Annotated in this window: 16 protein-coding genes; 5 read left to right on the top strand and 11 right to left on the bottom strand. The window is 49.7% G+C overall.

Annotated elements, in window-relative coordinates; genetic code table 11:
* Window positions 1-44 precede the first annotated feature (44 nt).
* The gene (locus GXP22_00635; GenBank protein NOX07992.1) at window positions 45-2,243 is read right to left on the bottom strand and encodes a primosomal protein N'; all 2,199 of its coding nucleotides are present in this window, start codon (window positions 2,241-2,243) and stop codon (window positions 45-47) included.
* Between the two features lie 505 nt (window positions 2,244-2,748).
* Between GXP22_00635 and GXP22_00630 the strand changes: the two genes are divergently transcribed.
* Window positions 2,749-3,666, top strand: a complete 918-nt coding sequence (locus GXP22_00630; GenBank protein NOX07991.1) for a hypothetical protein — start codon at window positions 2,749-2,751, stop codon at window positions 3,664-3,666.
* Between the two features lie 72 nt (window positions 3,667-3,738).
* Here the strand turns inward: GXP22_00630 and GXP22_00625 are convergent, their stop codons facing one another.
* Window positions 3,739-5,664: an NAD(P)-binding protein gene (locus GXP22_00625; protein NOX07990.1), complete on the bottom strand. Its 1,926-nt coding sequence runs from the start codon at window positions 5,662-5,664 to the stop codon at window positions 3,739-3,741.
* 214 nt (window positions 5,665-5,878) lie between these two features.
* Here GXP22_00625 and GXP22_00620 point away from each other — a divergent pair, with 214 nt between their 5' ends.
* The gene (locus GXP22_00620) at window positions 5,879-6,769 is read left to right on the top strand and encodes a fructosamine kinase family protein (protein ID NOX07989.1); all 891 of its coding nucleotides are present in this window, start codon (window positions 5,879-5,881) and stop codon (window positions 6,767-6,769) included.
* 185 nt (window positions 6,770-6,954) lie between these two features.
* Here the strand turns inward: GXP22_00620 and hemE are convergent, their stop codons facing one another.
* The 9 genes from hemE to GXP22_00575 all read right to left on the bottom strand — a co-directional run bounded on the left by hemE (window position 6,955) and on the right by GXP22_00575 (window position 20,175).
* Window positions 6,955-8,028: a uroporphyrinogen decarboxylase gene (hemE, locus tag GXP22_00615; GenBank protein ID NOX07988.1), complete on the bottom strand. Its 1,074-nt coding sequence runs from the start codon at window positions 8,026-8,028 to the stop codon at window positions 6,955-6,957.
* A gap of 184 nt (window positions 8,029-8,212) precedes the next feature.
* Window positions 8,213-9,610 carry an FAD-dependent oxidoreductase gene (locus GXP22_00610; GenBank protein ID NOX07987.1) on the bottom strand — a complete coding sequence of 466 codons (1,398 nt, stop codon included), beginning with the start codon at window positions 9,608-9,610 and terminating at the stop codon, window positions 8,213-8,215.
* A 12-nt stretch (window positions 9,611-9,622) separates the two neighbouring features.
* Entirely contained in the window at window positions 9,623-14,089 is a 4,467-nt protein-coding gene (gene gltB / locus GXP22_00605; GenBank protein ID NOX07986.1) for a glutamate synthase large subunit, read from the bottom strand.
* A gap of 59 nt (window positions 14,090-14,148) precedes the next feature.
* Window positions 14,149-15,708: an AAA family ATPase gene (locus GXP22_00600; protein ID NOX07985.1), complete on the bottom strand. Its 1,560-nt coding sequence runs from the start codon at window positions 15,706-15,708 to the stop codon at window positions 14,149-14,151.
* On the bottom strand, window positions 15,705-15,956 hold the full coding sequence (locus tag GXP22_00595) for a WGR domain-containing protein (protein ID NOX07984.1): 252 nt from the start codon (window positions 15,954-15,956) through the stop codon (window positions 15,705-15,707). Before GXP22_00595 ends, GXP22_00600 begins: the two co-directional genes overlap by 4 nt.
* Window positions 15,957-17,108, bottom strand: a complete 1,152-nt coding sequence (locus GXP22_00590) for a deoxyguanosinetriphosphate triphosphohydrolase (protein ID NOX07983.1) — start codon at window positions 17,106-17,108, stop codon at window positions 15,957-15,959.
* 23 nt (window positions 17,109-17,131) lie between these two features.
* A complete protein-coding gene (gene aroB, locus GXP22_00585; GenBank protein ID NOX07982.1) occupies window positions 17,132-18,205 on the bottom strand; it encodes a 3-dehydroquinate synthase in 1,074 nt (357 codons plus the stop codon).
* A gap of 6 nt (window positions 18,206-18,211) precedes the next feature.
* Window positions 18,212-18,748 (bottom strand): shikimate kinase AroK, encoded by a 537-nt coding sequence (gene aroK, locus GXP22_00580; protein ID NOX07981.1) that lies wholly within the window; start codon window positions 18,746-18,748, stop codon window positions 18,212-18,214.
* Window positions 18,749-18,810: 62 nt separating this feature from the next.
* A complete protein-coding gene (locus GXP22_00575; protein NOX07980.1) occupies window positions 18,811-20,175 on the bottom strand; it encodes an NAD-dependent succinate-semialdehyde dehydrogenase in 1,365 nt (454 codons plus the stop codon).
* A gap of 331 nt (window positions 20,176-20,506) precedes the next feature.
* On the opposite strand from GXP22_00575, the gene GXP22_00570 reads away from it, so the two are divergent.
* The 3 genes from GXP22_00570 to GXP22_00560 form a co-directional block, all read left to right on the top strand.
* Window positions 20,507-21,751, top strand: coding sequence for a multifunctional CCA addition/repair protein (locus GXP22_00570; GenBank protein NOX07979.1), 1,245 nt, complete (start codon window positions 20,507-20,509; stop codon window positions 21,749-21,751).
* Window positions 21,752-21,931: 180 nt separating this feature from the next.
* Entirely contained in the window at window positions 21,932-22,447 is a 516-nt protein-coding gene (locus GXP22_00565; protein ID NOX07978.1) for a hypothetical protein, read from the top strand.
* A gap of 61 nt (window positions 22,448-22,508) precedes the next feature.
* On the top strand, window positions 22,509-23,636 hold a 1,128-nt coding region (locus GXP22_00560; protein ID NOX07977.1), incomplete at its 3' end, for a hypothetical protein.

The following is a 23,636-nucleotide window of genomic DNA, read 5'->3' as shown; positions in this document are numbered from 1 at the left end:
TACGGATTTTTTGGGGTAGGGTGCGTATTACGCACCTTGTGAAATTAAAAGGTATCAATGGGATCAACATCCAATGACCAGCGTACCTTGCTGGCAGATTTGAGCTTGCTGATCTGCGAGATAATCTGATCCAGCAGGGGGTGTAGTGCGCTTCTTTTTGTCGCTTGTAGAATGAGTTGATAACGGTAACGTCCGGCGCGTTTTTCCATTGAGGCACTCAGTGGCCCCCAGATATCAATATTCTCGGAGGGGTTGTTTGGTAGTTGATCGGCGATCTGTTGCAGAAAGTCCATCGGTGCCTGCGGGTTGCTGGCCTCGGCACGCAAGATAGCCATATAGCTAAAGGGTGGCAGTCGGGCCTCTGCGCGTTCTTTTAGTGTGGCATTGGCAAAGGCAGCGTAGCCTTCGGTGAGCAGGATTCGCAGTAGCGGATGTTCCGGGTGGTGGGTCTGGATGATGACCTCGCCCGGTTGCTGGTCGCGTCCGGCACGTCCGGCAACCTGGGTGATCAGTTGTGCCATGCGTTCACTGGCACGAAAATCATGACTGAACAGTCCCTGGTCGGCATCGAGGATAGCCACTAAGGTGACGTTAGGGAAATGATGACCCTTGGCCAGCATCTGGGTGCCGAGCAGGATTTGTTTACGCCCCTCCTGAGCCTGTTGTAGCAGTTTATGCAAGGCACCCTTGCGACGGGTGCTATCACGGTCGATACGGAGCACAGTGATATCGGGGAAGTGCTGTATCAGTGCTTGCTCTACGCGTTCAGTACCGGCGCCGAGGTGAATCAGGTTTTGTCCCTGACAAGCAGGGCATTGTCTGGGCAGTGCTTTGTATGAGCCGCAGTGGTGGCATTGCAGGGCATTTTTACCCTGGTGGCAGGTCATGTGGGTATTACAGCGGCTGCATTCGGCTGTCCAGCCACATTCATGGCACATCAGGGTGGGTGAAAATCCTCTGCGATTAATAAAGATAAGGGCCTGTCCATTATTATCAAGGTGTTGACGTATCTTGATGAGTAGCTGTTGCGACAGGCTCTCACGCATCTGTTGTCCGCGTACATCCAACAATTGAAGATGCGGTGGGATCGCTTTACCCGCACGTGTTGGCATTAACAGGTGTTGGTAGCGTCCTTTTTGGGCATTGTACAAGCTCTCCAGAGAGGGTGTTGCAGAGCCTAACAGGATGGGGCGATTAGCCTGATTGGCACGCCAGATCAGGAGATCACGAGCCGAGTAACGGAAGCCATCCTGTTGTTTCAGCGAGCCATCATGTTCCTCATCAATAATAAAGAGACCAACCCGTGGTAATGGGGTAAAAATGGCTGAGCGTGTACCAATAATAATCTCCGCCTTGCCTGTACGTGCCATCTCCCAGGCACTCAGTCGTTGTTTATCGTTGAGTCCTGAATGCAGGATCGCCAGTCGTTGTGAGAAACGCGCCTCAAAGCGTTGGGTTAGCTGGGGAGTGAGGCCAATTTCGGGGACGATAACCAGGGTCTGTTTGTGTTGTCGAATCATATCGGCAATCAATTGCAGGTAGACCTCGGTCTTGCCGCTGCCAGTAATGCCTTCTAATAGATAGGTCTGAAACTGGTCAAGCTTGGCACGTACCGCCTGGACCGCTTGTTCTTGTTCACTGTTCAGCTGATGTTGTTTGTCTTCTTGGGATGGATGCCCGCTAGGGTCTATTTCCAGCTTAATGCGTTTTATTAGTCCCTTTTGTTGCAGACTACGCTGTGCCGATAGTGAAAACCCTTGTGCCTTGAATTGTGTATCACGCATCCCCTGAGGGTATTGTTGCAGATATTGCAGGATCTCCTGCTGGCGTGGTGAGCGTTGTAGGCTCTCGATATTGCACTGAGTTCCGGCCTCGGAGAGTTGCCAACCCGGATCGTGCTCAATGACAGCTTGTTGTCCCTGACGTAACAGGGTGGGCAGTAGTGTGCTGACGACCTCGCCGATTGGATAGTGGTAATACTGGCTGGCCCAGCGGGCTAGTTTCAGGATCTCTGTGTCTAGCAAGGCATCATGATCGATGGGCTCGATAATATCGCGCAGGCGTGGTGATGCAATCGGGCTATCTTTGGCGATACCCATAATGATGCCGATGACTTGTTGCTGACGGAAGGGGACACGCACCCGGGCACCGATGACGGGCTTGCTGAATTGATCAGGCAGACGATAATCAAGGCAGGTATATAACGGGCAGGGGACAGCAATATGGAGGATGGTCTGGCTCATGGAGGGTTGATTCTAACCTGTTTCATGCCTGTGAACCAATGATCCTTCGTGTTGCAATATGAGGGTGACTTAGCGTTCATGGCTAAGGAGATCTATTACCAATATGCGCTAAGTCCTTATTGTTATTGGGGCTATAGAGTTATCCACAAAATCTGTGGATAACTCTGTGGATTGTTTCCTGATCAGGTCGTTTATAGCCTGTAATAGTAGGATATTTATTAGAATGAGCAGTTCTTGTTCTCTTTTATATTTTTGTTGATAATCAATGTGTTATATTATATCAAGATATGCTAATGTAGAATGATTAAAAAAATCACTTGCGTTTTTGGCTGTTTTAAAATTGCTGTGTATAAATCTTCGGTAGGGTGCGTATTACGCACCATTATGGGGTCTCTGCGTGTGCGAGGAATATGGTCATAATATCTCAAAATTGACACTGAGTGGAGTAAGTCCTATTCTTGAATAACTTCCTAATATTAATAACATTAACAACAGGAGCTACATCATGTCAAAACTATCACGCCTAACGGCGCTATCTGCCGCCTTGCTCGTTGCCTCACCCGTCTCTCATGCCGTTATTATGAATTTTACCTATACGGGTATGCTTAGCATGCTTTCTCCGACGGGGGAGTTTTTTGTTAACACCGATGTGATAGGCAATGCCACTAATGGCAATAGAACCGATATATCAGGTACCCTCTCTTTTGATACAATATCAGGCGGTGGTAATTTTACCATAACACCCTTTAATTTCGCCGGTGATTCCATCCCCTTTTCTTCACCCGGTGCTATGATACAGTCGATTGGTGGTGGGTGGGGTAATCCAGGCAGCCTGATGCTGGTTAATCTACTTTTTGACTGGGGTGGGTCTACAGGTGTTCCAGTCTCAATGCTGTGGGATGCTAGCGGGTTTTATGATGCCATTAATATCGGTATGGTGCCGGGTGATCAGATTAGCGGTGGGCAATTAATCACCAATAGTGGTACTACCTACACCAGTATTGCCAGTGTATTACCCGCCTCGGATAATACCGTGGCACCAGCGAGTGGAAATCCCTTAGTAGGTGTTACGCCTGCCGGACCTTATCCTATCGGTCTGACACCACTGGCTATGACGACATACGATACAGAAACAATTGCTGGTGCCGGTTTTGGCAGTCTCCCGAGTGGTGGGCTGACTGTGGTGGGCGGATTTTTATATGATACGGTGGTGGATGCAACCAATGGCGATATTGGTATTGGTGGTTCACCAATGATTAACGGGCCTTTTGCGGGCTGGAATCTTAATCTGGATATTGGTGATGCCAATACCATGATTCTGCAATCGATTGAGCCTTCACCCTCTGCTGTCCCCGTGCCAGCGGCCGTGTGGTTGTTCTTGTCAGGTATTGTGGGTCTGTTCGGGATGCGTAAACGGTCATAATAAAACCCGCAATAAAAAACGCCTTGTGGTTGTTAGCCACAAGGCGTTTTTTATGTGGGTGTGTTTATGTTCTTACTCGCCCATGCCCATCACGATATAACCCGTAGGGCAGACCTCGGCGCAGATATGACAACCGATACAGCGACCATAGTCGGTATAGACATAACGTCCCATGGTGCTCTTTGCCTTGGGGGTGCGTTTTACCGCATCCTGTGGGCAGTAGATAACACAGTTATCACACTCGAAGCACATACCACAGCTCATGCAGCGTTTGGCTTCATCAACAACATCCTCTTCACTTAGAGCCTGTAGACGTTCTGCAAAGTGACCGATTACCTCTTCAGCCTTAACAACGGTCTCGTCACGCTTGTGTCGAGGGGTCTTGTCAAAGTGGGCCAGGAATAGTTCATCCGCTGGGATAACCTCCTGTTTGGAGCGATCCTCGTAGTTGTGGATAGCGAAATCTTCTTCCGAGGTGCCGTAGGTCATGCTGTGATCATATTCTTCTGGCTCCAGATCTGATTCACGCAGCTTGTTCAACAGATTGAAGTGATGCACATCGACCTTAGGGCGTTTCTTGTTTTCCTGTTCATTGAAATAGTGGTCAATACTTTCACTGGCAATGGAAGCATGACCAATGGCGGTAGTTAACAGATGTGGGCGAATAATATCACCAGCAACAAAATAACCCGGTTTGTCCTTCACCTGGAAGAAGGCATCGGAGTCGATCAGACCCCTGCCATTGTCCAGATCTTCCATACCATCCAGTTTACCGCCCTGACCAATGGCTGAAACGATAAGATCACATTCAATGTTGCGTTCAGAGCCTTCCTTGGTGGTCATGGTATTACCATCCCACTCAACCTCAATCACGCGTAAGGCAATGGCACGACCGCTATCATCCAGCACAACCTCAACCGGAGCCACGCTACCCTGGATCTCGACACCTTCGCTGTAAGCCGCATCAACCTCATGTTGGGCCGCTGGCATCTTGTCGACCGGGCGACGATAGGTTAGCACCACATCGGCACCTTCTTTCTTTGCTGCGGTGGCAACATCATGCGCGGTCTGACCGAGAACAATATTCTCCACTCGATCCTTGTCGGCACTATTCGTGATGTGTCCCAGTCGGCGAGCAACCGAGACCACGTCCATTGCGGTATCACCACCACCCACAACAACAACGCGCTTGGCGGCACCCTTCAGGCGACCATCGTTAAACGCTTCAAGGAAATCGACACCGGTAATACAGTTCACTGCATCGGCACCCGGGATCGGTAGCGGACGACCTTTTTGTGCACCAATGGCGATCAGGATGGCATCAAATTCTTTTTCAATCTCGGCCATGGAGACATCTTTACCGATCTTGGTATTCATACGGGTCTCAACGCCCATATCCAGGATGCGTTGAATCTCACCGTCCAGCACATCACGCGGGGTACGGTAGCCAGGGATACCGTAGCGCATCATACCGCCCAGATATTCATGGTTATCAATAATGGTAGCGGCATGACCCATACCACGCAGGTGATAGGCGGCTGCCAGTCCGGCTGGGCCACCACCAATAATGGCAACCTTTTTACCGGTTTCCTTATCGGCCTTCTTGAAGGTCAGCTTGTTCTTGAGTGCGCTATCGCCAATAAACTGTTCCACCGAGTTGATACCCACATTATCCTCAACCTCGTTGCGGTTACAGCCATCCTCACAAGGGGCAGGGCATACGCGACCCATGATAGATGGGAAAGGGTTGGCGGCAGTGGATCGACGAAAGGCGTATTCCTGCCAGTCCATGCCTTCAGGCGGCGCCTCTAGTCCACGCACGATATCGAGCCAGCCACGAATATCCTCACCCGATGGACAACTACCCTGGCAAGGGGGGGTCTTATGGACATAGGTGGGGCATTTATGCGACCAGCTGGCTTGAAAAATCTCTTCTGACCAAGGGTTTGGAGCTTCGTCACCATCTTTGTAACGGCGAAATGTGAGTGTTTTTTCCATCTTTAGAATACCCGCGATTGATGTAAGATTACGCAATAGAATCAGACTGCATAATTTAACGATTTTTTGCCATTTGTGCAATGATTACCGTGTGATTACAGGGAAATTATTAGATCTGGGTCTGCACAGGCCGGGGACAGATCTAGCTTCATCAGATCTGTCCCCCGTAAGAACGTACCACAACTGTTTGTAAGAACGAGAGGTTACTTCAAGAATGCACAAAAAATTAATCCATCAGCTTGCACAACAGATATCAGCATCCCTTAGCAAACCCATTGAGATTAAGAGTTTTGAGTCAATGGGCGGTGGTTGTATCAATCAAGCGGCTATCCTCCACTGCACTAACGAGGATTATTTCATCAAGTATAACCAGGCCAGTTTGCTGGATATGTTTGAGGCCGAGGCGACAGGTCTGGATGAGATTGCTGCCAGTGCAACAATCAGAGTGCCTAAACCGATTGGTACCGGCGTTAGTGGTCAGTTCTCCTTTCTGGTGCTGGAGGCACTCTCTTTTAATAGCCGAGCCGGTTCAATGACGTTATTAGCGGAACAGTTAGCCGCCATGCACCGTGTTCAGCAGCCCCGTTTTGGTTGGCAGCGGGCTAATTTTATTGGTTCAACACCGCAATCCAACCAATGGACGGATGACTGGGTAAGCCTTTGGCAGCAACAACGGCTGGGTTATCAGCTGAATCTACTGGAAGCGAGTGCCAGTGATCGGGGCTTGTTGCAGTCAGGCTATAAACTGATGGAGGAGCTGGGCACCTTTTTTACCGATTATCAACCTCTTCCCTCGCTGTTGCACGGTGATCTCTGGTCGGGCAATTATTCTTTTGCTGTCGGTGGGGTGCCTGTAATCTATGATCCAGCGGTGTATTACGGGGACAGGGAAGCGGATATTGCAATGACCGAGTTATTCGGTGGTTTCAGTCCGGATTTTTACTCCGCTTATCAGGCCTGTTATCCCCTGGATGCCGGTTATTCAGTGCGTAAGACCCTGTATAACCTTTACCATATCCTGAATCACGTTAACCTGTTTGGCGGAGCCTATGTCTCACAGGCAAGACAGATGATAGATTCTTTGTTGAGTGAATTGCGGGGATAAAAATTTCAAGGGGTCAGAGCTCTTGAAATTTGTCCCCGGCTTGTGCCAAGCTAAAAAGTTGCCTCCTGCCTGTATCACTCCAAAATGGGGCCATAGCTGGTTTTTAGCTGTGTCCCTTTAAGCGCGTACCACAGACCTTTATTTAAGCGATTGGGTTTTCACGCAGGAGCATGGGAACCATAATTTCAAGAGCTCTGACCCCTTGAAATTTTACTCAAGCGATGAACGGCATCAATCATGGCACCGGCATGTTCGGGGTTAACGCCGGGATGGATGCCGTGGCCAAGATTGAAGACATGGCCATCATGTGGGCCGAATTCATTTAATACCCGTTCGACCTCTTGTTCGATACGCTCCGGGGAGGCATACAACACAGAGGGGTCAAGATTACCTTGTAGGGCGACTCGATCCCCCACCCGTTGGCGGGCATCATCTAGTGATGTCGTCCAGTCCAGTCCCAGTGCGTCGACACCGGTATCGGCCATCGCCTCCAGCCATTGTCCGCCACCCTTGGTAAACAGGGTTACGGGGACCTTATTGCCCTCATATTCGCGTTGCAGGGCATTAACAATCTTTTCCATATATTGCAGGGAGAAGTCTCGATAGCACTGTGGGCTGAGTGAGCCACCCCAGGTGTCGAAGATCATCACCGCTTGGGCACCGGCCTGAATCTGCGCATTGAGATAGAGAATCACGGACTCGCTAATGGTCTCTAGTAATTGATGTAATAGCGCCGGTTCATCGTAGAGCATACCCTTGATACGGGCGAAGTCTTTACTGCTACTACCCTCAACCATGTAGGTAGCCAACGTCCACGGGCTGCCGGAAAAACCGATCAGTGGCACACGACCATCGAGCTCCTTACGAATTAGACGCACGGCATCCATTACATAGCCTAGTTCATCCTCAGGGTCGGGTATCGGTAGTGCCTTGATTTCAGCCGCAGTGCGTACCGGGTTCTTGAATTTAGGGCCCTCACCTTCCACAAAATATAGACCCAGCCCCATGGCATCGGGTATGGTCAGGATGTCTGAAAACAGGATGGCGGCATCCAGTGGAAAGCGTTCCAGTGGTTGCAGCGTGACCTCGCAGGCGAGTTCCGGGGTGCTGCACAGGGTCATAAAATCCCCCGCCTTCTCGCGTACGGCACGGTACTCGGGTAGATAGCGTCCCGCCTGACGCATCATCCATACCGGAGTGGCATCAACAGGCTGGCGTAACAGGGCACGAATGAAACGGTCGTTCTTAAGTTTTGTCATAGTCTTTCAATGCTCTTTTGTTCACTCATGTTCACTCAAGAGGCAGGTATTACTCCTCTTTCTCAGAGACCCTTGCCCGCATGGACGCGGGCATGGAGCCTACATGGATGTATTTACGGCGTGTCTCTGAGAAAGAGGAGTAATACCTGTCTCGATCTTGCAAAAAGAACCATCGTAATAATGTTTATATATTCAAATAATCAATAATCCCACCAGCCGCCTCGCGCCCCTCAAATACAGCCGTCACCACCAAGTCAGACCCACGCACCATATCACCACCGGCAAACACCTTGGGGTTGTTAGTCTGATAGGCAAACTCAGCCTCAGCAGGTGCAATAACACGTTGGCGCTTATCCAGTTTAATATTGGATGCGTCAAACCAGTCGGCAGGGCTGGGGCGAAAACCAAAGGCAACAATAACCGCATCGGCAGCGATGATCTCCTCAGAGCCGGGCACCGGCTCAGGGACACGACGACCTTGTGCATCGGGCTCACTCAGTTGGGTAGTGACAACCTTGATGCCTTCAACCTTATGCTCACCAATAATCTCAATCGGTTGGCGGTTCCACAGAAATTGCACGCCTTCTTCGCGGGCATTATTGACCTCGCGTTTTGAGCCCGGCATATTCGCTTCATCACGACGATAGGCACAGTTAACACTCGTTGCCTGCTGGCGAATCGCAGTACGATTACAGTCCATCGCGGTATCACCGCCACCGAGTACCACTACGCGTTTGTCCTTCAGGTCGATAAATTCATTATCAATGCCCATCTGTTGACGGGTATTGGAGATGAGATAGGGCAGTGCCTCATAGACACCCGCCAGATCCTCACCCGGAAAACCACCCTTCATGTAGTTGTAGGTGCCCATGCCAAGGAATACGGCATCGTATTCATCTTCGATGGACTGGAAACTGATGTCCTTGCCAATCTCGATGTTCAGGCGGAATTCTACGCCCATCTCTTCCTGTATCGCACGGCGTTTCTTGATGATCTCTTTTTCCAGCTTGAAGGCGGGGATACCAAAGGTGAGCAGACCACCAATCTCGGGATTACGATCATAGACCACAGGGCTGATACCGTTGCGTACCAGGATATCAGCGCAGGCCAGACCGGCGGGGCCAGCACCGATGATGGCAACACGTTTATCGGTTTTTACCACCTTCGACATATCCGGTTTCCAGCCCTGAGCCAGTGCGCTATCGGTAATGTATTTTTCGATAGCACCAATGGTAACTGCGCCAAACTCATCATTCAGGGTGCAGGCGCCTTCACAGAGGCGATCCTGTGGGCATACCCGGCCACAGATCTCGGGCAGGCTATTGGTCTGGTGTGAGAGCTCGGCGGCCTGGAACAGATTGCCTTCAGCAACCAGTTTTAACCAGTTGGGGATGTAGTTATGAACCGGACAACGCCATTCACAATAGGGGTTGCCACAGGCGATACAGCGATCGGCCTGTGCCTGCACCGCATTTTTATCAAACTGAGCATAGATCTCAGCGAATTCCTTGATGCGTTCATCAGCCTTTTTCTTAGCAGGGTCAATACGTGGAACCTGTATGAATTGAAAATTATTGCTCATAGGGAACCTCTATCAAGATGCACAATGGTGCAGGTCTTCCAGCAGTTGATTGAGTTCAGCCGCCTTGGGTTTAACCAGCCAGAAGCGACCCAACTTATCCATAAAGTGATCCAGCAGGTATTGCCCCCAGGCACTTCCGGTCTCGGCGGTATAGTCGGTAATCACCTGTAGTAGGTGCTCCCGATGGCCTTCCATGTTTTCGGTAGTAATACGGTGGATATCGATCAGCTCATGGTTGTAGTTATCGACAAAGCTATAGTCTTCATCCAGCACATAGGCAAAACCACCCGTCATACCGGCACCGAAGTTGATGCCCGTGGCACCCAGTACGGTGACGATACCGCCGGTCATATATTCACAACAGTGATCGCCGGCACCTTCAATAACGGCACTGGCACCGGAATTACGCACGGCAAAACGCTCACCCGCAGTACCCGCTGCATAGAGGGTACCATTGGTTGCACCATACAGGCAGGTGTTACCAATAATCGTGGTTTCCTGGCTGTTGAATTGACTCCCCTGTGGTGGGCGGATAACCAGCTTGCCACCCGCCATGCCTTTACCCACATAGTCATTGGCATCACCCTCAAGATAGAGGTGTAGACCACCGGCATTCCACACGCCAAAGCTCTGTCCAGCGGTGCCGGTCAGGTGCAGGGTAATAGGGGTGTCGGCCATACCACTATCACCGTGGCGTTTGGCAATCTCACCGGATAAACGCGCACCAATGGAGCGTTCGGTGTTGCGTACCTTATAACTGAATTCAGCCGCCGTCTTTGCCTCAATATTGGCTATCGCATCGGCCACCATCTGTTCGGCCAGCTCACCCTTGTCGAAGGGTTCGTTCTTCGCCGCAGTACAGAATTGAGGCTTGTCATGGGCAATGCCCGCATCACTCAGGATGGGGGTGAGATCCAGATGGGTCTGTTTCTCAGTGACACCACTGACAATCTCCAGTAGATCGGTGCGACCAATTAGATCCTGTAGTTTACTGACACCTAATGATGCCATCCACTCACGCGTCTCCTGGGTAATGAAGCGGAAGTAGTTCATCACCATCTCGACCTGACCGTGGAAATGTTTGTCACGCAGTACCGCATTCTGGGTGGCAATACCGGTGGCGCAGTTATTAAGATGACAGATGCGCAGATACTTACAGCCCATGGCCACCATCGGCCCGGTACCAAAAGCAAAACTTTCGGCACCGAGGATGGCGGCCTTGATAACATCCAGTCCAGTCTTGAGGCCGCCATCAGTCTGTATGCGTACCTTGTCACGTAGATCATTGGCACGCAGGATTTGATGGGTCTCGGTGAGGCCGAGTTCCCATGGGCTGCCCGCATATCTGACACTGGTGAGTGGTGATGCACCGGTGCCGCCATCATGGCCGGAGATGGTGATGAGATCGGCATAAGCCTTGGCAACACCGGCGGCAATGGTACCGACACCCGCTTCAGCAACCAGTTTCACTGACACCAGTGCATCCGGGTTGACCTGCTTGAGGTCGAAGATCAGTTGTGCCAGATCCTCGATTGAGTAAATATCATGGTGCGGTGGGGGTGAGATCAGTGACACGCCGGTCTTGCAGTGGCGCAGTCGGGCAATCAGTTCATTCACCTTGTCACCCGGTAGTTGACCGCCTTCACCGGGTTTTGCACCCTGGGCAACCTTGATCTGTAACACCTCGGCACTGGCGAGATAGGCTGGGGTTACACCGAAACGGCCAGAGGCAATCTGTTTGATCTTGGAGCGTTTTACTGTGCCGTAGCGTGCGGCATCCTCACCCCCTTCACCGGAGTTGGAACGACCACCGAGGCGATTCATTGCCTCGGCTAAGGTCTCATGTGATTCAGGTGATAAGGCACCAAGAGACATGGCGGCACTATCAAAGCGCTTATAAATCTCTTCTGCTGCTTCAACCTCATCAATGGCAATGGGCTTGAGATCACTGCGCAGTTTTAACAAGTCACGAATAGCCAGTGGCGCACGCTGGTTGACGTGTTTGGCATAGACCTGATAATCGCTGTATTCACCACTCTTAACAGCCGCTTGCAGCGATTGAACAACATCAGGATTATAGGCATGCGCTTCACCACCATGGACGAATTTCAACAGCCCACCCTGGTCGATTGTCTTGCCTCGGTTCCAGGCCTTTTTCAGCAGTGCTCTTTGATCCTTTTCAAGGTCAGCAAAGGTGCTGCCCTGGATACGGTTGGTGGTGCCTTTGAAACACAGTTTGACGACCTCGTCATTGAGACCCACAGATTCAAATAATTGTGAGCCACGATAGCTGGCAATGGTCGAGATGCCCATCTTGGAGATGATCTTGAGTAGACCCTTGTTGATGCCTTTGCGGTAGCGCAACATAACATCGGCATGACTGTTGGCACTGATCTCACCGGTGACGCTCATGTCACGCAGGCACTCATACGCCATGTAGGGATAAATAGCGGTGGCACCATAACCTAACAGGCAAGCGAAGTGGTGTGGATCACGCGCACTGGCAGTCTCAATAATCAGGTTGGAATCACAACGCAGCCCTTCATCAATCAGGCGGTGGTGGATTGCACCGGTCGCCAGTAAGGCGTGGATGGGGAGTTGCTGTGCGGTCAGATCACGGTCAGACAGGACAATAACCACCTTGCCAGCGCGGACGGCAGCAACCGCCTGATCACATAGATCGTTCAACGCGGTCTTCAGGTCGCTATCCAGCGAACAGGCAAGTTGTAGTTGTACTGAGGCATATTGCGGGTCTTGTATCGCCTGTAGACGCTGGAATTTGGTATGTGACAATACGGGTGAATTGATGAGCATACGCGCGGCATGATCCGCAGTCTCTTCAAACAGGTTACGCTCTTGTCCCAGACAGGTCTCCAGTGACATCACCACCTGCTCTCGGATCGGGTCAATCGGCGGATTGGTGACCTGGGCAAATTGTTGGCGGAAATAATCATACGGCGAACGCAAGGTTTGGGTGAGTACCGCGATGGGGGTATCGTCACCCATGGAGCCAGTGGCTTCCTGACCGACTTCAGCGAGTACACGCAAGACCTGATCACGCTCCTCGAAACTGACCTGGAAGAGCTTCTGATAGGCCTGAAATTGTTCTTCATCCATCGCCTGAGAATCTTTCTTCTCAGTATTGAGACAGGTGGTCAGGTGCTGGGTATGTTCCTTCAACCACTGTTGGTAGGGATGGCGTGATTTCAGGTGGTTATCAACATCCTCCGGTCGCATGATTTTGCCGGTATGGGTGTCCACTGCCAGCATCTGCCCTGGCTTGAGACGACCCTTCTCAACCACATCTTCGGGTTTGTAATCGTAGACACCGATCTCGGATGCCAGCGTGATGTGACGATCATTAGTGATGACATAACGCGCCGGACGCAGACCATTACGATCCAGGGTGCAGGCGGCATAACGACCATCGGTCAGTACGATGCCAGCAGGCCCATCCCAGGGTTCCATGTGCATGGAGCTGTATTCATAGAAGGCGCGCAGATCAGAGTCCATGTGCTGAACATTCTGCCAGGCGGGCGGTACCAGTAAACGCATGGCACGGAAGATATCCATGCCACCTGCCAGCAGTGCCTCCAGCATATTATCCATGCTACAGGAATCTGAGCTATCCATTGATACCCAAGGGCGTACCGCCGACATATCAGGGATTAATGGAGTCTTGAACTTGAAGCTGCGCGCCACCGACCAGTTACGGTTGCCGCGTACGGTATTGATTTCACCGTTATGTGCCAGGTAGCGGAAGGGTTGAGCCAGTCGCCATTCAGGCCAGGTATTGGTGGAGAAACGCTGATGGAATACCGCCAGTGATGAGGTCAGTTCGTCACTCTGCAGATCGGTGTAGAAGACCGGCAGGTTATCCGGCATCACCAGACCTTTATAAGAGATAACGTGGGTCGACAGGCTAGGGACATAGAAGGTGCTGTCATCTTCGCATAAGGCATTCTCTGCCCGGCGACGGGCAATATACAGGTGTCGCTCGGCATCGGCATTATTCATATCGGCCGGGATATTAACCAATACCTGTTCAATCACGGGCAAGGTTTTGAGTGCCTCGGGGCCACAGGCCTCCGGGTTGGTTGGAACGGGTCGCCAGCCAGCAAAGATCAGACCTTCCAGTTGCAGGGATTGTTGCAGTTGTATGCGTGCCTTATCAGCCAGAGCAGTATCGGTATTCAGAAAGACCATGCCCACAGCAAACTGATCATCCAGTTTAATGCCGGCATCGGCTGCGCTCTTGCGGATAAAGGCATCCGGGATATTCATTAACAGACCACAACCATCGCCACTCTTGCCATCGGCGGCAACGGCACCACGGTGTGTCAGCCGCCCGAGGGCATCAATAGCGGTCTGCACCAGCCAATGACTCGGTTTGTTGTCCATTTGGGCAATGAGGCCAAAGCCACAACTGCCTTTTTCGAATTCAGGCTTATAGAGCCCACCGGGATATGATTTTTTCATCGAGCGCAATGTGCCTCAGGGCAAAAGGTCGACCAGTATAGCCCTGTGCAGGCTTGTGTTCAATCCGAGGGGATGGATTCGGGGGAGTTTTTGTGGATTGCCTGTTGAATGGCGGATAGCCGACGTGGCCAGGGTTGATTGGCCTGCAGAGCCTTGGGCAGGGTCAGGATGGCCTTTTTGGCAGCAACGCGTGAGGGATAGATGCCGGCGGTGATAACATGCCATTGGCGCCCTTTTACCGTATGGTTGAAGTGTGCAAGATATTGTATATCATTGTATTTTTTTGAAAAATCAAGTATGGAGCTTTGCTTCCTCGCACTGAGTAGTTGCAGCGTGTAGTGGGTTGGGTTTTGTTGTAACAACCACTCCGGGGGCTGTAGTACTACTTCATTTGAGGGGTGATCGTCTGTGACGGTTTTCTCTGTCTCGGGTGTGGGCACTGGCTTGACCTGTTCAGCAATGGAGCTGGCTAATGGTTGCACGGGCGTGATTGTTACCGGAGGTTCAATGATGATTGCTTTTTTGGGTTCAACAAGTTGATTTAAATCGGTTTTATCGTGTTCTATCGGGGTGTCGTGGTGACTTGATCGCGGCTTTTTCGAGGCTGTGGACTGGGGTGCTGGATCTGTCCTCACCTGCTTTTTTGCCGGAGGAGCCATTTGTGTTATTTCGAGAATACTGCGGTCGGCTCGGGGTAGTGCTATCTCCCGTTGTTGTTGGTGCTTCGGGGTTGTGTTGTCGGTGCCGCTAAAAAATTGATTAATACTGTCCTGCCACCAAAGCAGAGGGGATAATAGTGCGATAGCGAATGTAATGAGTATGTATTTTTTAGTGATGGGGAATTTTGTGGGTTCTTCTTCGTTTTTGAGTTTGACTGAGCTCAGCATTTTTTGGTGATAATGGTGTATGGCACGTTGGTGGATTTGCTGTGGGATACCCTCGGATTCCTGATGAATCAGGTGTATTTCTCGATCAGAGAACGGGAGTTCACCGGTTAAATTAGCGCTATTAAGGCGCTGTTTCAGGTAGTCTGCGGTTTGTTTCTCATCCAGTGTGGTGAGTTCGACCTCGTGAAGAGGTGGGTTGTTATCATCATAAAGACCACTTTTAGCGAGTTTTTTCTTTAGTTTTTGATTGCCAATCAGCAGGATACGTACGGAACTCAGGGTGTCGGCCAGATTGGGTGCGAGATGAAAGAGTGTCTTCAGTGTGTCCAGATCCAGTTGCTCGGCGTCGTCAATGATAATGACGGGGAGTTGGGCGGCCTGTTGCAGCTTATTAAAATATTGAATCAAGTGGATCTCGGGTGACTCATGTTCGCTCAGTGAGGGGAGATCAAACTGGTTAATGAGCTGCTGGATTAATCGCTGCGGGGTCTGGATATCCTGTGCATTTAACAGACAGATACGCCAGTTTTCATGCGCTTTGTTAATAAACTGTTGTACCAGAGTGCTCTTGCCAATTCCGTCAGGGCCATTGATGTAGAGTAATAGCTCGCTAAACTGTAACAGGTGGGTGAGTAGATCCAGATGCTGTTGCAAGGTTGCAGTAGAACAAAAGTCGGAGGCGCGGCCCGTTCGATTAAGTGCCAGTTCCAGTTGTTCAATATACTGAATCATGGTTGTTCCTGCCCCTGAATAAAGACCACTCGAAAGCCATTCTGGATCTGTTTGTCGCGTATTTTTAGCATGGCAGTCTGAGCTTCTTCATGGCTGTTAAAGTGTTCATGTCGGTTGCTTCCACGGTTTCCCTGATAGCCCCACTCGCGTGTTAGATTCCAGCCATCCAGTAGATCCTCATGCAGGGAGAGCTGATAAAATTTAGGGGCCTGATCGGGTGATGCCTGAAGTTGTAGATAGATGCGCATTCAGGTGAGTTCACGCGGGTTATAGATGCGTTCATATTCGGTGATGGCATAACGGTCGGTCATACCTGCGATATAGTCAGCAATGGCGCGCGCCATACCGGGTGTGCCGGATAACTGTTGTAGTTTTTGGGTCTGTTGCCAGGCATCGACAGGGAGTAATTCCGGCTCGTCCATGAAGGCATCAAACAACTTGCGTAATACGCGTGTAGCCTTGCTGCTCATGCGTAGTACACGATAATGACGATACAGGTTTTTGCGTAAAAATTGTTTGAGTTGCAGACTCTGTTGCTTCATTGCCGGGCTAAAGCTGATCAGTGCTTGAGTCTGTTGGCGAACGGCCTGGCTATCGACCGGTTGAGCCTCTGCCAGATTCTGTATGCTGGTTTCGATGAGATCAACCACCAGGCAATTAATCATGCGTCGGACAATCTCGTGGATGGTGCGACGCAGATTTAATTGAGGATATTTGGCACGTACAATCTCGTATTGTTGTTGAAATATTTCTACCTCCGCCAGATCATCAATCGTGATCAGGCCGGAGCGCAGGCCATCATCGACATCATGGTTGTTATAACCGATCTCATCGGCAAGATTGGTTAACTGAGCCTCCAGGCTGGGTTGGGTCTTGTTTATAAAGCGTTCGCCAATCTCACCCAGTGCCCGTGCATGATCCATGGAACAATGTTTGAGGATGCCTTCACGGCTTTCAAAGGTCAGGTTAAGTCCCTGGAACTCGGCATAGTGCTCTTCCAGTTTATCGACCACGCGCAGTGATTGCAGGTTATGTTCAAAGCCGCCATATTCCTTCATGCAGTGGTTAAGCGCATCCTGCCCAGCATGACCAAATGGGGTGTGACCGAGATCATGCGCCAGGGCGATGGCCTCGGTGAGATCCTCGTTAAGCCGAAGTGCGCGAGCGATGGAACGGGCAATTTGAGCCACCTCGATGGAGTGGGTTAGACGCGTGCGAAATAGATCACCTTCATGGTTGACAAATACCTGGGTCTTGTATTCCAGTCGACGAAAGGAACCGGAATGAATGATGCGATCCCGGTCGCGTTGAAACTCATCACGATAGGATGGGGAGGGTTCCTCATGGCGACGGCCGCGTGATTCGCTACCTAGACTAGCGTAGTCAGCGAGTGTCTGCAGGGGTGAGGTTACGGTCGATGGTTTCATATCTCACTCAGGGTCTGTTGCAGATATTGTGGATTAAAATCATCACTGATAATGGCGTTACCCATGGTCTTGAGTAACACCAGACGTAACACGCCATTGAGCACCTTTTTATCGACCGCCATCAATTCCATAAAGCGATCAATATCCATCTCGGCGGGGCTTTTTATCGGTAGGCGTGAGGCGAGAAGCAGCTTGCGCACACGCGTGACATCCTGTTGGCTGATCCAGCCCTGTCGTGCTGACAGGTCGGCAGCCATTAACATGCCGGTGGCAACGGCCTCACCGTGTAGCCAGGTACCGTAGCCCATACCCGTTTCAATGGCATGACCAAAGGTATGGCCAAGATTGAGCAGGGCTCGTTGCCCGCCTTCCCGTTCATCGGCAGCGACCACATCGGCCTTGTTCTGGCAGGAGCGCTCAATGGCATAACTCAAGGCATGCGGGTCGCGATTACGGATGTCCTCAATATGTTGTTCTATCCATTGCAGGAATTCCGGGTCACGAATCAAGCCATATTTGATCACCTCGGCAATACCGGAGGCGAGTTGATTATCTTCCAGCGTGTTCAATGTGCTGGTGTCGGCTAACACGCATTGAGGCTGATGGAAGGCACCAATCATATTCTTGCCCAGTGGGTGATTAACGCCGGTTTTGCCCCCGACCGAGGAATCCACCTGTGCCAGCAGGGTGGTCGGGATCTGGATAAAGGCGACCCCGCGTTGATAGCTGGCGGCAGCAAATCCGGTAATATCCCCGATTACGCCACCACCGAGTGCAATCAGGGTACAGTTACGATTAAAACGGTGTTCCAGTAATGCGGTGTAGATCTTGTTGGCGGTTTCCAGAGTCTTGTAGACCTCACCATCCGGCAGGATCAGAACCTCATGCGGGATACCGGCAAGAGCACTCTGGAGTTTCTTCAGATAGAGGGGGGCAACGGTCTCATTGCTAACAATTAATAGTTGATTACCCTTCAGGTGGGGTTTGATTAATTCACCTTGCGTGAGCAGGTCAGGCCCGATATAAATCGGATAGCTACGTTCACCAAGTTCAACGTGTAAGGTCTTCATGTGTATTTAACTCTGTTGATTATCCCAACTGGAATCAATCTGTTTGAGGATGTTGAGGGTGACAGTCTTGACCGAGAGCCCATCGGTGTCGACCACCAGATCGGCGATCTCACGATAAAGAGGGTCACGGATATCCATTAGATCCTGTAGCCTCTGGCGCGGGTTGTCTGTCTTTAGCAGGGGCCGTTTGGTGTCTCGGGAGGTGCGTTTAACCTGCTGATCAACCGAGGTTTGCAGGTAAATGATATAGCCACGCCCGGATAGATAGGAGCGGTTATTTTTATCCAGCACTGCACCGCCACCCGTTGCCAGTATGAGTTTATTTTGCTGAGTGAGTTGATCAATAACCGTAGCCTCACGCTTGCGGAAGCCGGTTTCACCCTCAAGCTCAAAGATGAGCGGGATATCGACACCGGTGCGCTTCTCGATCTCACGATCACTGTCAACAAAATCAAGATGCAAGGCACGCGCAAGCTGCTTGCCAATGGTTGATTTTCCTGCGCCCATAGGGCCAACTAAAAAGATATTGTCTAGTGTTATCATGTTATGTAGGGATTTTACGCATAAATGAATAATTTTTATAGCTTATTCAGGATTAAGCGTTTTTAACGAATCCATATTGTACGAATATTCATGAACTCGTACAGGCCGTAGCGTGATAGTTCCCGGCCATAACCCGAGTCCTTGATGCCGCCAAAGGGTAGGCGTGGGTCGCTTTTGACCATACCATTAACAAAGGCTGCACCGCACTGCAACTGATGTGCCAGTTTTTCACCACGCACCTTATCCTGGGTCCAGATACTGCCACCGAGACCAAAGCGGGTATTATTAGCGAGTTGCATGGCCTCGATCTCATCGCTGGCACGCAGGATAATGGCGACCGGGCCAAATAGCTCTTCATCGTATGCACGCATTCCCGGTATCACTCGATCCAGGATCGAGGCTTGATAAAAGGCACCATTTCCTGCTCCCGGCAGACAACCCGCCACCGCAATGGCACCCTTGCTCAGTGCATCAAGCACCTGTTCATGCAGTTCATCGCGTAAATCGTGACGTGACATCGGTGCCAGGGTAGTGCCCTCCTGCATGGGGTCGCCGGGTATCAATACCTCCACCGCCTGTTTGAAGCGCCTGATAAATTCATCGGCAATAGCCTCAACGAGGATAAAGCGTTTCGCCGCAATACAGCTTTGTCCGGCATTCATGAAGCGTGATAACACAGCATTTTTTACCGCCAGATCCAGGTCGGCATCATCCAGTACCACGAACGGATCAGAACCACCCAGTTCCAGTACTGTTTTTTTCAAGTGTTGTGCCGCCACGCCAGCCACGGCACGTCCCGCCGCCTCGCTACCGGTGAGGGTAATGGCATGGATACGCGGGTCAGCAATCACTCTTGCCACCCAGCTAGACGGGATTAGCAGCGTGTGGAAAACATCGTAGGGTATACCTGTAGAACGGATGATCTGTTCAATAGCAAGCGCGCACTGAGGCACATTAGAGGCATGTTTGAGCACGATAGTGTTACCCGCCAGTAGTGCGGGTGCAGCAAAACGGAAGACTTGCCAGAAGGGAAAGTTCCAGGGCATCACCGCCAGTATGGTGCCCATTGCCTGATAGCGGATGTAACTGTTACCCGCATCACTGGCAATGGCCTCATGGGCAAGAAATTCTGCACCATGATCAGCATAATATTCGCAGCCCTGGGCGCACTTCTCGATCTCCGCCAGCGACTCCTTATATAGCTTACCCATCTCCAGGGTGCAGAGTCGTGCCAGTTCTTCCTTTTTGTTACGCAGAGCCAGGGCAATCTCATGCAGATAGCGACAGCGTTGATCCAGGTGAGTCGTTGACCACTCAGGGAAGGCTTGATGCGCCTGTTCAATAGCGTATTCCATCTGTAACGCCGTATGCGCTGTCGGCGTCTCGATGGTGTTACCATCAGCAGGATTAATTGACTTGAGTGACATGTTTTTGTTCTCAATAGCTGGATGAATATGCCCTATGTGGTTATCCTACTATAAAAGAGCGGTAGGGTGCGTATTACGCACCATGGTTTGTGTCAGCCTCGCGAATGCGGGGATCCATAATGGTAATGAATGATGCAAATTTAAGAAGTTTTCGACGGTTTTACCTTATCTACCCCGATTGAGAGATTTGCTACACGGTGTGTAGCAAATTGAGTTGGAGTTACAGCCGCTTGATTATGCGCGTGGAGAACCCGACGGCACGTTGGAGAAAAACAAAAGGGTGCGTATCTCGCACCATAGATATTTTTAAATTATTACAAACAGAGGCTCAATGAAAATTTATCTGGTAGGAGGTGCGGTACGCGATAAGCTGTTAGGCCTCCCCGTGCATGAGCGTGACTGGTTGGTGGTGGGTGCGACCCCGGAAGAGATGCTGGCGCAGGGTTATCGTCCCGTTGGCAAGGATTTTCCAGTATTCCTGCATCCCGAGACTCACGAAGAATATGCATTAGCACGTACCGAGCGTAAGAGTGGGCACGGCTATCATGGCTTCACCATGCATGCTGCCCCAGATGTAACGCTGGAACAGGATTTGTTACGCCGTGATCTAACCATTAACGCCATTGTCGAGACACCCCAGGGTGAGTTGATTGATCCCTATGGTGGACAAGACGACTTGCGTAACGGAACACTGCGGCATGTTTCTCCCGCTTTTGCCGAAGATCCCGTGCGTATCTTGCGCGTTGCCCGTTTTGCCGCCCGTTTTGCACGCCAGGGTTTCCGTGTCAGCGAAGATACCAATATCTTGATGCAGGATATGATTCGCTCGGGCGAGGCGGATTACCTGGTCGCCGAACGGGTCTGGAAGGAGATGGAAAAGGCACTTGGCGAGGATGAACCCATGCGCTTCTTTGAAGTGTTACGCGCCTGCGGAGGATTGGCAGTGTTGTTTCCCGAGATCGAGGCACTGTTTGGTGTACCTCAACCCCTGCATTATCACCCGGAAGAGGATACTGGTATTCACACTATGATGGTACTAGAGCAAGCCGCGCGTCTGAGCCAGAATACCACCATACGTTTTGCCGCCCTGGTACATGACCTGGGCAAGGCACTAACCCCAAAAGAAGAATGGCCCAGTCATCATGGCCACGAAGGGCGTGGTGAAGCACCGTTAAAACAACTCTGTGATCGACTCAAGGTACCACGCGAATACCGTGAACTGGCACAGGTAGTGACACAATATCACGGGCATTATCACCGCGCCTGCGAGTTGCGCCCAGCAACCCTGTTAAAACTATTAAAGGCCACCGATATTTTTCGACGACCCCAACGACTAGGCGATTTCCTGCTCGCCTGCAAGGCCGATTCACGCGGTCGCCTCGGTTTTGAGGACAAGGAATTTCCGCAGGGCGATTATCTGCAAGCCGCCGGCGAGGCGGTCAGAGCCATTGATACCCAAGCACTGCTTGATGAAGGCTGGCAAGGAAAAGAACTGGGTGAAGAACTGGATCGCAGACGGGTACAGGCACTGGCACAGATGAAAAAAGAATACGTCTATCCTGGCGATCCAGGTTAGCGGATTTCGATCTGAAAAGGGACGATCTGAAAGGGGACAGATTTATTTGTTTTGATCAGAGGTTTTTTGAGCAGAGTCTGTGGTATCAAATAAATCTGTCCCCTTTTATTGTGCTTTTATTGTAATTTCTTTATGCAGGATTAGAATAAAAGCAAGATATAAAATAATTTAGGAGGAATTATGAAATTTACCACTGGTAGGCAATTTGGGTTAGGAAATAGAAAATATACACTGACAGAGGATTTTAATTTCTTCAATCGGGGTTTACCAAAAGGGTTGACGGTTGATGGATCTTCTGTACCCAAAGTGGCAATTATGTTTATTGCAGCTGTTGTATTATTATGGGGTGGTTCGCCAGTGTGGCTTGAATCATTAATAATTGTGGTAATGCTACTTGTTGGTATTAGTGAAAGCAGCGGTTGGTTTATGAAGCCAGCCGCAGTCCACGACTATCGTTTTCAAAATGCGAGCAGCTCATTTGGTTGGATACCAGCTAATTTCGAATATTGGTGGCTGATGATGTTAAAAATCAATGAATTCAAAAAAACAAATCCAAATAAAAATAGCTTTATTAAAATGTATTTTCATATAATTATGGGTTCTGCTATAGCTCTATCGCACTTGGTTATGTTAATGCTATTTGGTTGGATTGTCTGGGGGAAATATTTTTTAAAAAATAAAAAACTCGCGCTTTAAATGAGAATAAAAGGCTGGTTATTGGGTGTCATGTAACAAAAACAAATAGAAAGAGTGGAATATGAGTCAAGACTTGAAATCGATAATTGATGGTTATAAAAGTGATGAGGAGACAGTTTATAATAGCTGGTTTGTAAATAATGATGAGCGTCTAAAAGCATTCCGAACTATCCGGAGGGGCGTTTTTGATGTGATACAGGATATAAAAGATGGAAATTTCGGAAATGACTTCAAAGGTTCATCTTTAGAATTTGTTTTAAACTGTATCACGGAACAAAAGCAAGTATTTAAAGGTGCGTCGCATCCATTTTACTGGAAACCTAAATTACGAATACCTGATATTTATGAGAATGAGGGAAATAAAATTGCATTTGGTCAATTTCTAGAAAAGTGCATAAATGCTACAAAAGAAGAACAAATAATTAAGGAAATAATTTTATTAGATCAACGAAAAATTAAAGGGTTAGGTCCGGCAGTTGCAAGTATTTTATATTTTTTACATCCTACAATTATACCTCCATGCAACACAGCTATTGTTAATGGGTTTAATGCTCTTTTCAAAGATAAAGTGAAGCTCGGATCATGGTCTGAATATCTCAGAATGAGAGAAGTTATAATAGAGAAGAATGATGAACTAAAGACCGAACTATCAAACGACTTAGGTGCTTTTGCGGGGCTTCTATTTGATGTTGGTGAAAAGAAATTACTGATAAGTGACGATCATCTTTCTGATGAAGAACGAATAAAGATCGAAAAGAAAATTAAAAAACGGCATAAAGAAGTTGTGAGCGAAATGGAGGAAGAAGACCTTCATACTGAAATGCAGCATCACATCCTCACTATCGGAAATTCAATTGGTTATGATGTTATTGCCGCATCAAATGATAGATCAAAATGTCACAATGGAAGTAGTCTGTCTTTTATCTGTGTAGATAAGTTTCCGGAAATAGATGTTGATAAAGACACTTATAAAACAATAACGCTTATTGATGCAATTTGGTTTGAGAAGGATTCAAATAAAATCACCTGTGCTTTTGAAGTAGAAAAAAGCACATCCATCTATTCCGGAATATTAAGACTAACTGATCTTTATTACTCCTTTCCAGATAACCTACCATCTTTATATCTTATTATTCCTGATAAACGGGAAAAAGAAGTAATCTTGCAGCTACAAAGGCCATCGATTAAA

This window comes from Gammaproteobacteria bacterium (assembly GCA_013151035.1).
Lineage (GTDB): Bacteria > Pseudomonadota > Gammaproteobacteria > JAADJB01 > JAADJB01 > JAADJB01.
The sequence above is the reverse complement of the archived record's forward strand: the minus strand, read 5'-3'. Positions and strand labels throughout refer to the sequence as shown.